General features: G+C 65.6%; 9 protein-coding genes. 3 read left to right on the top strand and 6 right to left on the bottom strand.

Annotated features, from left to right (window positions below; all coding sequences use genetic code 11):
• Nucleotides 1–346: 346 nt before the first annotated feature.
• The 3 genes from B9C43_RS05105 to B9C43_RS05095 all read right to left on the bottom strand — a co-directional run bounded on the left by B9C43_RS05105 (nt 347) and on the right by B9C43_RS05095 (nt 4778).
• Nucleotides 347–1807 (bottom strand): benzaldehyde dehydrogenase, encoded by a 1461-nt coding sequence (locus B9C43_RS05105; RefSeq protein WP_084424867.1) that lies wholly within the window; start codon nt 1805–1807, stop codon nt 347–349.
• A 72-nt stretch (nt 1808–1879) separates the two neighbouring features.
• Nucleotides 1880–2650, bottom strand: coding sequence for an MHYT domain-containing protein (locus tag B9C43_RS05100; protein WP_051897410.1), 771 nt, complete (start codon nt 2648–2650; stop codon nt 1880–1882).
• A gap of 784 nt (nt 2651–3434) precedes the next feature.
• Nucleotides 3435–4778, bottom strand: a complete 1344-nt coding sequence (locus tag B9C43_RS05095; protein ID WP_235038434.1) for a pyridoxal phosphate-dependent aminotransferase — start codon at nt 4776–4778, stop codon at nt 3435–3437.
• A gap of 183 nt (nt 4779–4961) precedes the next feature.
• On the opposite strand from B9C43_RS05095, the gene B9C43_RS05090 reads away from it, so the two are divergent.
• Nucleotides 4962–5804: a TetR/AcrR family transcriptional regulator gene (locus tag B9C43_RS05090; protein WP_084424865.1), complete on the top strand. Its 843-nt coding sequence runs from the start codon at nt 4962–4964 to the stop codon at nt 5802–5804.
• A gap of 71 nt (nt 5805–5875) precedes the next feature.
• On the opposite strand, the gene B9C43_RS05085 is transcribed toward B9C43_RS05090, so the two are convergent.
• The gene (locus tag B9C43_RS05085) at nt 5876–8560 is read right to left on the bottom strand and encodes a helix-turn-helix transcriptional regulator (protein WP_143446124.1); all 2685 of its coding nucleotides are present in this window, start codon (nt 8558–8560) and stop codon (nt 5876–5878) included.
• 270 nt (nt 8561–8830) lie between these two features.
• Between B9C43_RS05085 and B9C43_RS05080 the strand changes: the two genes are divergently transcribed.
• Nucleotides 8831–9376, top strand: a complete 546-nt coding sequence (locus tag B9C43_RS05080) for a hypothetical protein (protein ID WP_143446123.1) — start codon at nt 8831–8833, stop codon at nt 9374–9376.
• Between the two features lie 206 nt (nt 9377–9582).
• Nucleotides 9583–10188, top strand: coding sequence for a response regulator transcription factor (locus tag B9C43_RS05075; RefSeq protein WP_033391670.1), 606 nt, complete (start codon nt 9583–9585; stop codon nt 10186–10188).
• Between the two features lie 187 nt (nt 10189–10375).
• Here B9C43_RS05075 and B9C43_RS05070 read toward each other — a convergent pair whose 3' ends face one another.
• Together B9C43_RS05070 and B9C43_RS05065 are read right to left on the bottom strand one after the other, a co-directional pair.
• Complete coding sequence (locus B9C43_RS05070) at nt 10376–11530, bottom strand: sensor histidine kinase (protein ID WP_160096331.1); 1155 nt, start codon at nt 11528–11530, stop codon at nt 10376–10378.
• Between the two features lie 155 nt (nt 11531–11685).
• Nucleotides 11686–13173, bottom strand: coding sequence for a SagB family peptide dehydrogenase (locus tag B9C43_RS05065; protein ID WP_084424861.1), 1488 nt, complete (start codon nt 13171–13173; stop codon nt 11686–11688).
• Nucleotides 13174–13209 lie beyond the last annotated feature (36 nt).

Genomic DNA, 13209 nt, shown 5'->3' with positions numbered 1-13209 from the left:
CTACCGGAGCGCCACCCCGGCGGGACGTTTCCGGACCGTTTACAACCGTTTCTGCGGGTTAACTTCGTCGCAACGAAAATGTTTCGGGTCTTTGTTTGACACCTGCGCCCGATGGACCTGTCACACAATGGGTTCCTGTAGTGACGGTCCGTCGCACGACGATCACCGTACAAACAAACCGGAGCGCCGTCCACACCCTTGTGAGAATTTCTCACGCGACGGGTGACGGTTGTCTGGGAACCACACCTTCCACGCCACAATCCACTCACCAGAGTGAGTGCAGGCAGTGGGCTGAAACGATGAAGGGACCCGGCCGCGGCCGGGTCCCTTGACGGCGTGACGGTGCTTACAACGGGAAACTGGGAATGTCGCCGCGGACGGTCACCCAGCGGGTCTCGGTGAAGGCCTCAATGTTCGCCTCCGCGCCACCGAAGCGTGATCCGGTCCCGGACGCGCGAACCCCACCGAAGGGTGCGTTGGCCTCATCGTTCACCGTCTGGTCATTGATGTGCACGATTCCCGTCGGGATTCGTTCAGCCAACGCCAGTCCGCGCATCGCGTCGCCGGTCAAAATGCCAAGCGACAGACCGTATTCGCTGTCGGAGGCCAGCTTCACGGCGTCGTCCTCGGAAGCGAACGGCGTGACCACGGCGACCGGGCCGAAGACTTCCTCGCGGTACGCGCGGGAGCTTGCGGTCGTGTCGGCGAGAACGGTCGGCCGGTAGAACAAATCCGTGAAGTTCCCGCCGGCGGCCAGAATCGCCCCCGCGTCGACCGAGTCGGTCACCAGAGCGTGGATCTTGTCGCGCTGTCCGGCGTCGATCACCGGCCCCAGCGCGACTTCGCCCGCCGCGGGGTCCCCGACGGGCAGCGCGTCGGCCTTGGCGGCGAGCAGCCGGACGTAGTCGTCGAAGATCGACTCGTGCACCACGTGCCTGCCGGTGGTCATGCAGATCTGGCCCTGGTGGAAGAACGATCCCCACGCCGCCGCGCCGATCGCGTGCTGCAAGTCGGCGTCTCCGGTGACGATCAACGCCGAGTTGCCGCCCAGTTCGAGGTGCGCGCGCTTCAGATGACGGCCTGCCGCCTCCCCCACAAGACGCCCCGCAGCAGTCGAACCAGTGAACGAGATGACACGGACGTTCGGGTCGGCCACGAGCGCCTCGCCCGCGTCCGGTCCGCCGGGCAGAACGTGCAGAACTCCCGGCGGCAAGCCAGCTTCCTCGAAGACACGAGCCAACGTCACGCCGCCGCACACCGCGGTGCGCGGGTCCGGCTTGAGGACAACGGCGTTGCCGAGTGCCAAAGCCGGTGCCACGGAACGGATCGCGAGAATCAGCGGGGCGTTGAAGGGCGCGATCACGCCGACCACACCGGCGGGCACACGTGTCGCCATGCTCAGCCTCGGCGCCTCGCTGGGCAGTACTGTCCCGCTGGGGCGCCCAGGAAGCGTTGCGGCCTCAAGGCATTCCTGTTCGGCCACGTGCAACTCGAAGCCGACCTTGCCCGCGATGCTGCCGGACTCCCTCGTCAGCCAGTAGCCGATCTCGGCGGCGTGCGCGCGCCACAAACCCGCTGCCTTGCGCAGAACGGCTGCCCGCTGTTGGAAAGGCGTCGCGGCCCACGCCCGTTGCGCCTCCACAGCAACGGCGGAGGCCGCGGCGATGTCGTCGGGCGCGGCCATCCCGATGCGGCCGAGTTCGCTGCCGGTCGCGGGCGCCACGACAGCCCGGTCACCGCCTGCCGACGCCACCCATGAGCCTCGGAAGATCCGTCCCCGCCAGGTCTCGTCGCTGAGAAACGCCATCGCTGCTCCTGTCTCGTGGGCAAGACCAGACTCATACCGCGTTGATGAACGTCAGTCAGCCTCAGTTTCCACTCAACGGAAGTTCGTTACCCGCGCGATCCTCGCCTGCAACGCCCGTTCCTCCGCGATCTCCTGAGCATTCGGCGACAACGCCACGATCGCCAGGGTCATCACGGTGACGAAGCTGATGCCGACCACCATGGGCAGCAACAGATCCTGACCGTTCATCCCAACGAGTCCGGCGCTTGCCGCATGCGGCATCACCTCAGCCGCGGCCATCCCCACGTGGTGCATGCCGTTCACTGCGATGCCCATGATGAACGCGGCGAGGATGACCGCACCGAACGCACGGATGTTCACCGCTGCCCACAACGCAGCCGTGGCCGCCACGACGGCGATGACGACCGAAGCGGCAACGAGCAACGGGTCGTAATGGATCTCGCCGAAGAGGTTGATCGCGGCCATTCCGACGTAATGCATGACGGCCACTCCCGCGCCCGTGAAGGCGCCACCGACAAATAGCCAACCCGATCGCGTCGTGAACCCGACGATGAACAACCCGATGGCGACAACGCCTATCGACAACGCCATGCTGAGGATTGTTATCGGAACGTCATACCGTAACGGCGTTCCATGGACTTCGGACCCGAGCATGGCAATGAAATGCATGACCCAGATACCGGTCCCGCCAATGGACAGCGCGGCGAGCGCCAACCACCTCGCCCTGCTCGCCCCACGCGTCGCGCGAGCCCGTGACGTGCACAGCAAGCCCAGCGCAGCGCCCACAACGGACACCCCGTACGCAATGACCGCCGTGACCACATCAAAAGAGAAACCCAGCATTGCCCCGCCTCCCCGAACCAGCGACGCCACCCCAGTAGCAACTTACTTAGTGATGCTCAACATAGCTGCGGCCGAAGAAATAGCAAAGGGGCATGCAGGCGGTTCATTGAACGCCGGTGAATCACCAACAAAATGAATGAGACACATACCAACCGGACTGGGGTCGCTGTTTTTTAGGACCGAGCTGGGCGAGTCTACGGTCAAGTAGGAACATGTTTCAGTTAGGCGGCGCTTGTGGGTCGGCTGGGGCGCTCTTGGGTTGCTGCGATGCGCTGGTGGGTCGCCGCGGCGCGCTCTGTGGTTGGTTTTGGCGCGTTCTCTTGTTGGGTCGGCGCGCTTGGGTTGCTTTCGGCGCGCTCTTGGCTCACCGCGGCGCGCGCTGTGGTCGCCTGCGGCGCGCCCCTGTGAGAGGTCGGCGCGATTTGGTGTGGAGCCTCTGCGCCGCAAAGCAGGACCAACAACGCGGGCAGGACCTGCGGCCCTGCCCGCCGACAAGCTTATTTGCGGCGCCACTCCACACAAAATCGCGCCGACTACCACTTTTGGCGCGCCTTCACTTGGGCCCGGGCGCGCCTCCGCTGTTGGTTAGGGCGTGCCTTCACTGTGACTTGGGGCGTTGCCGATGCTCAGCGCTCGCCTTGTCGGTGGCTGGGGCGCACCTTCGCTCTCTGTTCGGGCGCGCCTTTCTGTGCTCCGGGCGCGCCTCCGCTTGGCCCGGGCGCGCCTCCGCTGTTGGTTAGGGCGCGCCTTCTTGGTCGGCTGGGCGCGCCTTCGTTGTTGTGGTTCAGCCGCATAGCTTCGTGAAGGCTTCGCTCAGCCGAGTGAGCACCTCGCGGATGTGCGGCAGTTTGGCTGGGTCGTCGGCGGCCAGAGCCTGCTGTTGCAGCTCCACCGTGTCGCCGTACAGCATGCTCGTGGCGGCCTTGAACCTCAGCGCCGTTGGATCGTCGCCGAGCAGATGGCCGCCCAGGACGACGATCCCGTGCTCGTCCACGAGGTGGCGGCTTAGCGTGTCCGCGTCGGTCACGCCACGGGCCGCGAGCTTTTCCCTGACCGGGTTGAAGTCCGGGTAGACGTAGAACGCGCCAACCGGCGGGCGGCATACCGCGCCCGCGTCCACCATGATCCGATGCAATGCACGGGCCACTGAGCCGTGCAGCCGGGCGCTGTCGGCGAGGCGTTGGCGGACTTCCTGGGGCTCGGTGAAGGCGTACTCGGCCACCTGCTGCATTGGACCGGCCAGTGTGGACCACACTTCGCTGGCGAACGAGATCACGCCGTCCCGGATCCGTTGCCCCCACAGGCTGTCCGGGAATCGGGCCACGCCTATCCGCCATCCGCCGAGGGCGAGGTTCTTGGAAAGTCCTGTTGTCACAACGGTTCTCCGTGGGGCTGCCTCCGCTGGGCTGAGCATGGGGGTGCGTGGGTCGTGCAGGACGTCGCGGTAGGTTTCGTCGGAGATGATCAGCAGGTCTTCCTGCTCGGCGAGCGCGCAGATCTCGCGGACCAGCTCCGGTGGCGCCACCGTGCCAGTCGGGTTGTCGGGCAATGTGAGGATCACGATCCGCGGATCGCGGCCGAGTGCGCGCGCGGCGAGAATGGTGTCCTGCAAGGCCGCTGGATCCGGCACGCCGCCCGCGCGGGCCGGGATCGAAATGCGGAAGACCTTCTTGCCCGCGAGTTCCGCTTGCGGGGCATAGGTGTTGCGCGCCGGTTTCGGCACGATCACGTCACCGGGCACCACCAGGTTCAGTGCCAGCAACAGCGGTTTGCTGCCGGGGCCGACCACGACTTGCTCCGCGTCCGTGGGGATCCGCCGTCGGGTGAAGTACCCCGCCGCCGCCTGACGGACTGCCTGGCTTCCGGCCACAGGGCCGTACGTGTTCCGCGACGCACCGGCCACCAGGCGGTCGACCAAGGGCTCGAACGCGGGCAGCCGGACCTCACCGAAGCCAAGGTGCACAATGGACTCGCCTCTTTCCTGGCGCTGCGCGACCATGTCGTTGAGCGCAAGGGTCGGCGAGATCCGCCAGTCCGCCATACCGCGCAGCTCCTTCAGCCCTTGGAATCCCTTGCCGAAATGATTGCCCAGCGGGCAGCGGATTTCGAGCCCTCCGCGCCTCCGCACTTGGCCCAACCCCGCTCTGCGGCGGGGAATTCTCCGGGTGCGCTCCCAGAAAGCAATCGTTCGCACCGTGCCCGTCCGCCGATCCGGGAATCTCCTGGGTTTGCCGAGGCCGGCCCCTGGAAACCCCGGTGCCCGCCTTATAAACTCTTCTGTTGGACGTCCGTCCACAAAGATGGGACAACTATGGGGCATCGGGAGCAGCTGCTGGCCGGCGCGAAGAAGTGCTTGCTGGAGAAGGGGTACGCCCGGACGACCGCACGCGACATCGTCGCGGTCTCGAAGACCAACCTCGGATCGATCGGATACCATTTCGGCACCAAGGACGCGTTGATGAACGCCGCATTGGTCCAGGCGACCGATGAATGGGCCGATGACATCGCGCAGTTGCTCGCCGGCACCGAAGACACCGGCACCCCGCTTGAGCTGTTCGAGGCTTCGTGGCCGCGGATACTCGAGTTGTTCGAGCAACACCGTGCGTTATGGGTGACCCAGTTCGAAGTTCTCACGCAATTGCATCACGCTCCCGAGATGCGGCCGTACTTCTCCGCGACGCAGGAAAGCGCCCGGCGCGCGCTTGCCACCCTGCTGCGGCTGCTCGACCCGGCTGCCGACGAGAAAACGGTCCGATCGGTCGGTTCGTTCGCTCTCGCCATGCTCTTCGGCGTGATCGCGCAATGGTTGGTCGACCCGCAGAAGGCACCGCGTGGTGACGACCTCGCCGCGGCCATCCGCGCCATCGCAGGCGCGTCACAGCTGGACCTGGCGGAGCAATCCGGCATCCCACAACTCGGCGATCCAGATGTCAAGATCGGCGCGCATGTTGTCGACGTCGAGCCGCCAGAGCCCGGCCAGCAGCACGGCGGCCGCGTCAAGCTGCCAATCCTGCTGGCACAAAGCGATCCACATGGCAGTGCCGACGGGTCCACACCGGAGTCGGTGACCATCACCGGACAGCTCCATCCGGCCGTCGGCGAAGACCACGGCCCGCACCCAGGGTTCCGGCCGGACAGCCACGAAATCCATTAGAACGCCGGCACTGGCAAACCCACCACCCGAGAGCACGGCCGAAAACCCCCTAACTTTCCGTCCACAAAGGCCTACTGCACGCCCTTGACCGTGACCCGGCTCAGCAGCAGGCCGACCGGCAGGTCCGCGCGGCTGCCCACGTTGAGCTTCCGGTACACCCGGGTGAGGTGCTGCTCGACCGTACTGACCGTGATGTAGAGCATCCGGCCGATCTCACGGTTGCTGTACCCGCGAGCCGCGAGCGTCGCCACCCTGCGCTCGGCTCCGCTCAATGGGGGAACGCCCTCAGTCTCCAGCCGTTGGTCCTTGGGCTCGAAACAGCCGCCGTGCGACAGCATCTTCGACAACGGTTCGGCCCGGCACGCCTTGGCTTCGGCGGCCGCACGGCGGGCGTGCATCCGCGCCCGGCTGAACTCGCCGAGCTCCTGGTGCGCCTCGCTCAGGTCGATCAGGGCCCGCGCCAGCTCCAGCCGGTCGCCACAGTTGTGCAGATCCTCGATGGCCTCCATCAGCAGCTGTGGGCGCTGCCGAAGCTCACTGGTCGCGGCCAGCACACGAAGCGCCGTGCCGCGGGTGCGCGAGCTGATGGCCCGTGGCCGCTCCAGCTGACGGCTCACCAGATCCCTGGCGACCTTGCGCTGATCCAGCCGCAGATATGCCTGAGCGAGATCGGAGTGCGCGGGCACGAGTGCGGGAACATCGACGTTCCATTCCCGCATCTGCCGGTCGCACGTCTGAAAGTCGTCCAACGCCGCCAACGCACGGTCGGTCGCCAAGTAGTAGTGACCGCGGGCATGCAGGAACCGCAAGCCGATGACGGTGTCGGACATCCGGTCCGGCACGAACTGCCTGAGCACCTCAGCTGCGGCATCCGTCCGGCCCATTCCGGTGTACGCCAACAACAACGTAGCCCTCGGAAGTCCGATGAGGACTCCCCAGCCGTCCGGAGGAAGCAGTTGCAACGCCGTGTTCGCCTGTGCCTCGGCCATTGCCAGGTCGCCTTGCCGCAGCGCCACGTCTGCCCGCGCCGCGCAGAGCACTGCCTGCCACGTGGTGGCGTTGCACCGATCCGCTTCGTCGGACAGCGTGTCACACCAGAAAGCCGCCTTGTCAGGTTTGTCCGCGTAGCACAAGGCAATGACCGCTGAGACGATGATCTCCAGCGTGGTGTCAGCCAGCTGGCAGCTCTGCAGGATGTGCTCGGCACCCGCGGCCACCTCCACAGACCGGCCCTTGATCATCAGCCCGGCCAGCTTCTTGCCAACCTGAACCCATGGCGTACTGCTGCCCTGCCTGGCGGGCAGTCCCTCCTGGGAGCCGTACTGCCACTCGTACACCAGCCGAAGCTCGTCTGCCGCTTGGGTGTCCGTCACCGCGCTCAACGCGGCGACCGCCGCGGACTTGTCGCCCTGCCATAACGCGTGTCTGGCCAAGGTGACAGCGTCTCGGCCCGCTGGTGTGCCGTTCATCAGTGATGTCATGTGCAAGGCTGCGGCGGCCGGGTTGACTCGCCACTCGACGCGGGCCAAGGACTTCGCGATCTCGTCCCGCCGAGAGTCGTCGCAGTCCCGCAACGCCAACCGCAGGCATTGCCCGGCCCACGTGACCTCGTCATCGGACAACGCTCGTTCGGCTGCCTCACACAGCAACGCCACCGCCCAGGGCTCCCGCGCCACGTCCGCAGCCACCAGGTGCCGCGCGATCTCGAGTGCGCCAACGCCCTTTTGGTGCAGCAACTTCGCGGCCATCAGATGCATCCGGGACCGGTCGTCTGGCCGCATGCTGTCGAGCACAGTGGTCGCGGCGACTGGGTGCCGGAACGTCATCTGGTCGAACACGCCCGCGCAGTTCAGGAAGTCGAGCGCGGGCAAGACCTCGTCGAGGGGCTCACAAACGAGCTGGCCCACGAGCGCGGGCGTGATGTGTTCGCCGAGCAGAGCCGCAGCGCTGGCAACGGCGTGCAACTGCGGCCCGGCGCGGTGCAGGCACGTCAGCACGGCTTGGCCGTACGCGACACCCGGGGCCAGGTCCCTGTCGGTCACGTCGTCCAGCAATGCGTTGATCAGCAAGGGGTTTCCACCGCTGAGCTGATGGCAGCCAGGGCTCAGCCGGGTGGCGGCCGGGCCGTCCAACCGTTCCGTGATCAGCTCGCCGACACCGTCCAACGACAGCGGCGCGAGCTTGATGTGGTCGTGCGGCTGCCGGGTGATCTCGGCACGGAAGGACGGCCAGGTCTGCCGTCGCTGCGCCCAGCCGGACATCACCAGCAGGATTGGCGCGGTGGTCATCCGTCGCCGCAGGTACAGCAGGACGCGCAACGTGGCGCTGTCAACGAACTGGATGTCGTCGATCCACACAACGACCGTGCGATGCTTGGCCGCCGTCAGCAGCGCGCCGCACATCTCTCGGATCACGGGAGCGTCGTGTGGACCGACGACTGCTGGGTCCGGGTCGACCTCGTCCCATGGCACTTCGTCCACAGCAGACAAGGACGGCACCGGGATGTCCGGGAACGCGGGCCCGTGCACGATCTGGCACATCACGCCCAACGGCAGCGACTGCTCGGCCCGCGAGCCGGTGGCGGACAGCACCAACGTGCCACTGCGGGCCGCGTTGCCGGTGAACTCCCGCAACAGCTCGGTCTTTCCGGTGGCCATACCGCCGGTGACCAGCGTGACCCCGCCCTGCCCGGTAGCGGTGCGCGTGAGCATCCGTTCCAACGCCCCCAGTGGGCCATTCCGCTCGACCAGCTCCATCGCCACAGCCTTTCGCTGAAGTCATACACACCCCGTATCCCCCACAAAAATGTTCAGCGCTGATCCGCCCCTTTTCCAGTGCGAGGGTCATCAAGATAGGTGTGCGGTTGTCACCGACCGGTATGACTCAGCGCGGTGAACGACTGGTTGTTCCTCATAGTCGTTCCGGCAGAAATCTCATAAGGGACTTCATGAGGCCGCTACTACCCGGCCTCTAGCGGCCAGGCGTATACCTCTTGATGCATTATCTGGAGGGCGACCATGACCGGAATGACAAATCTGACAAGTCTCGAACTGTTACGCACGCTGGCCGACGCCAGGACCCGCTACGAGGAACGGTTCGGCTGGCCGGTGACCATCGAGGTGCAACCGGGCAGGCTGGTGATGCGGCTCGGCGAGGTGGCCGACGCGGTGGTGATGCCGCGGCGGTTGGGCCGCGATGTCCTAGCCGACCTGCGGATAGCGATGCTGGCGGGTCCCGTGCTCGCCGACGGCGGCGGGCAGTGGTGGATGTTCCTGACGCGGCCCGCCTGCCATGCCGCACCGAAGCACGAAGACGAACTGCGGTGCATCGAAGTGCATCCGGTGCCCAGCGGTGCGCGTGTGGTCGTACCGTGCGAATTCGACGCGAAAAATGGATGTCCCTGGATTGAACAGCCGCGGGCACTGCCGCGGCTGCCACCGTGGTCCGCGGTGATCGCCACGGCGCGCCGGATCGCGTCGATTCCGCGGCAACGCGTGCCGGAGCACCCCGGATTGCATCCATCGGGTGTCACCCATCCGCCATCCGCGCCAGTGCTGCCCGCGCTCGCCTGATCGGCCGACAGAAATGTGTTTGAATAACGTCGTGTTTTAGGGGAATTACCAGGCACACTTCGCGTGATCGGCCGAATACAGCGAGTTCCCACACACCTGGACGCACACACCGTATGCTGTGCATTCCCCTATCAGCCGATCCGAATGAGCGGCAAAACCCCTATGATCTCGGGTTAATGGGTGGCATCGCTGGAAGGGGGCTGCCGATGATCAGGGTGATGATCGCCGAGGACATGCACATGGTTCGTGGCGCACTCGTCGCATTGCTCAACGTGGAGCCCGACATCGAGGTGGTCGCCGAAATGTCGTCGGGCGACGAGATCCTGCCGGCCGCGCACAAACACCGTCCGGACGTCGCACTGCTCGACATCGACCTGCCCGGCAAGGACGGCCTCACCGCGGCTGCGGAAATCCGTGCGGCGCTCCCCGAAGTGCGCACGCTCATCCTCACCGGCCTCGGCCGTCCCGGGACACTGCGGCGCGCACTGTCCGCCCATGTCAGCGGTTTCATGCTGAAGGACGCACCAGCCAGTGAACTCGCCGACGCGATCCGCAGCGTCGCAGCTGGCCGCCGGGTCGTCGACAGCCAACTCGCTCTCGCCGCGTGGGACAGCACCGACTGCCCGCTGACGACCAGGGAAAGCGAAGTCCTACGGCTGGCGGCGCACGGCGCTGACGCTTCGGAGATCGCGGCGAAGCTGTACCTCTCAGTGGGAACGGTCCGCAATTACCTGACGACCATCGCCGGGAAACTCAACGCCCGCAACCGGGTCGACGCGATCAGGATCGCCACCGAGGCAGGCTGGCTGTAATTCGTTGAGCGGCAAGGGTACTTCGGAGTACCGCAAGGGGTATCCCGCCGTGCCGCAGAGCGCATCTCATCGTGCCGCAACGCGTATTTCGCGGTACCGCAAGACGCATCTCACTGTGCCGCAACGCGTATCTCGTCGTCGCAGCGGGGTTTTCCCAGAGATGCCCCTGAAGCCACTCGGGGGTCCTTTATGAGACCACGCGCAGCGGTGGGTCCAGGTCGTCGTCTTTGCCTTTGACGGGCTGATCCGACAGCGGCAATGTCGCGCACAGCTTGAATCGCTTCTCCGGCTGGAAGTCGGCGACCAGATCGCCGCCGAGCTCGGCCACCCGCGCGGACAGGTTGTGGATTCCGTTGCCGCCTGGCCCGCTGTGCTCACGGGAGTCGACCGGGTCGTCCGGGACGCCGTCGTTGACCATCGCGATCGTCACCGTGGTGGCGTCCTGCCGTAGCGAGATCTCGCAGAACTCGGCTTTGCTGTGCCGCAACAGGTTCGTGATGCCTTCCCGCAACACCGTGGCCAGTACGGTGGAAACGCGGACCGGCAGGTCGCGGTAGTCGACGTCCATCGTCACATGGACATCGGCGGCGGCGAGCACCGAACGAGCCGACACGCACTCGTCGTCCAATGACATCGCGCGGTACCCGCTGGCGACCGCGCGCACGTCGGTCAGTGCTTGCCGGGAGATCTGCAGGATCTCGACCAGTTCCTCACGGGCCCGCACCGGGTGTTTCAGCACAAGGCGGTGCGTCAACTCGCTCTTGAGGGTGATGGCGGAGAGGTTATAGCCCAGCAAGTCGTGCAGATCCCTGGCGAATCGCAACCGTTCACGGGCGACGGCCATCTTGGCCAATTCCTCGCGAGCCTCGTGCAACTGGGTGACCAAAGTGGCCAGCCAGCTGAGCCCGTAAACAAGCAAACCGGTGAGTATCGTGGACAATGTTATGTATGCGACCGGCTCGATCTGTCCCTGACTGAATTCCGCCTGCGCGAAAGTCATACTCACCACGACAAGTCCCGCGGTGATCCACCCGTACAAAGGCGGCAGGACCAGAAGCGCGCTGCCGGCCAGGAACCCCGGCATCGACACCCAGTTTTCCCTGAACTGGAGCAACGGCAGATACACCAGGCAGGCCTGGACGAACAGCGCCGTATAGCGCAGCAGCGGCGAGAGTTCGGACGCACGCCGGGAAGTCCACAAAATCTGGATGGACAGCAGCACGATCAGGTAGACCGCGGACAGCAACTTGCTCGCCAGTCCCACGTCCGGCAAGAGCAGCACCCGGATAAAGGCAAGCACTGCTATGCAACTGAAGACCGTGACGACGACCGCTCTTGCCACCTTAGGGGCGAGTGTCGAGTTGACGGATAAGTCGTTACCGTCCGAGTCTGGGCTCATTGTCCCCCCAGCGTCGTCACGCGCTCGGCATGCTCCGAGAGTACACGTCAACCTGCACGGACAGTGCCTGCAGCAAGCTGCAGCCACGCTCATGGCGGCTAGGTCACCGCTTCGGGCCGCAACCCGACGACAAACCCACCGACAGTGACTTCGGAAGGCCACTGAAGCAGGAACGCGCTGTCCGATACTTCTATATCACCCACAGAAAGTGCGCATGGCGCTAGACCCATCGCGGTCGCGACAAGATAGAGCGTCTGCTGCAGTACACCGACATGTCGCAGTGTGGTGGCGTACGCGATGCCGTTGTACATCCACGAGAGCCGGCCCATCCGCGCGGTCATGGTGATCAACGCGGGTGGCCGCTGTATTGCACCGGTCGCGGCCTTCGCGTCGTCCAGTAATTCTCCTACCTTGTCAGGCGACGTATCGATAAGCGTCAAGGCGTGCCCGAGCGGGTCATAGTGGTATATCCCGCGCGGCAGATCGGTACATCGGTCGAGGGTCAGGTACAACTCGAGTTCGTGCAGATTCGCAGTGCTGGGATACGGCCGGTCGGAAACCGCGTAGCTGACTCCACCGCCTTCGGCAGGCCGTACCGAACGAATCCGCGCGGACCGAAACAGCAACTCACCGAGTCGTTGCGCGGACAGTGGCCTGCGCGCGAATTTACGGAACGACCGCCGGTTTTCCACCACCTCGGTGAACTTCGGGTCGGCGGCCACGATTTCGGCAAGCACGGGTTTGTACAACGGATAACGCGGCCCGTCAGGCAGCGGCTTGACCGCGGGAGGCGGCGGCACTTTGTCACCTCGCGGGTACGTCGCGTGCCGCGGCGCGTCCGGCCGGCTCAGCTTGCTGCGCGAGTGGAACAACAAGTCGCTGTGCGACCAGACCATCAGTGACGGATCGCTGTCCTCAGCGAACCGTGCGGTGGGTGCGCTGCCACCGTTCTCACTGAACACAATCATCCCGACAGCCGCGACATACGTGACAATGTCCGCCACCAAAGCCTCGGCGACGTCCAGCGCTGGCGCCAGGTCCGCCACCGTCGTCGCCTTGCCCAGCGAGCCGATCACACGCGTGGCCAACGACCGGTGGAACACCACACGGTGGCGGGCCAGCGGTGATTCGAGCACGACCTCGCCGTCGCTGGCCCGCATGGCCGCGAACCGGGACAGCCGCACCGGGTGGTCGGCGTCGATCCGCGGCAGCTGGAAAGTCGCCTTGCGGGAGATCGGCACCGCGGACAGCAGCGGGCCTCCCATGTCCGCCAGGCCGAGCGAATGCACTACGCAGCTGCCCAGCTTGGACAGCACGTTCTGGACCCGGTCGTACTCCGGGTCGTCCTCGACCGGCCGGTGGTGGTTGTCCGGCCGGGGCGGCAGCAGGTTCTCCAGCGACACCGGGCCGAGGCTCATCCGGTAGAGCCATTCCCGCACCACCGGGCTCGGGTCGTCGATCTCGATGTCGCCCCAGCGGGTGAACACCAGCAGCGAGTCGTCCGAACCGGTCTCCACCAACGCGTCCTCGCGCAACGACCACAACCGCACGCGCTCCGGTTCGTCGGTGAGATGCTGGAACTGCACTGCGCTATCTCCTATTGGCGTTATCTCCTGCTGGTT

The sequence above is a fragment of the Kibdelosporangium aridum genome (genome assembly GCF_900176515.1).
Taxonomy (GTDB): domain Bacteria; phylum Actinomycetota; class Actinomycetes; order Mycobacteriales; family Pseudonocardiaceae; genus Kibdelosporangium; species Kibdelosporangium aridum.
The sequence above is the reverse complement of the archived record's forward strand: the minus strand, read 5'-3'. Positions and strand labels throughout refer to the sequence as shown.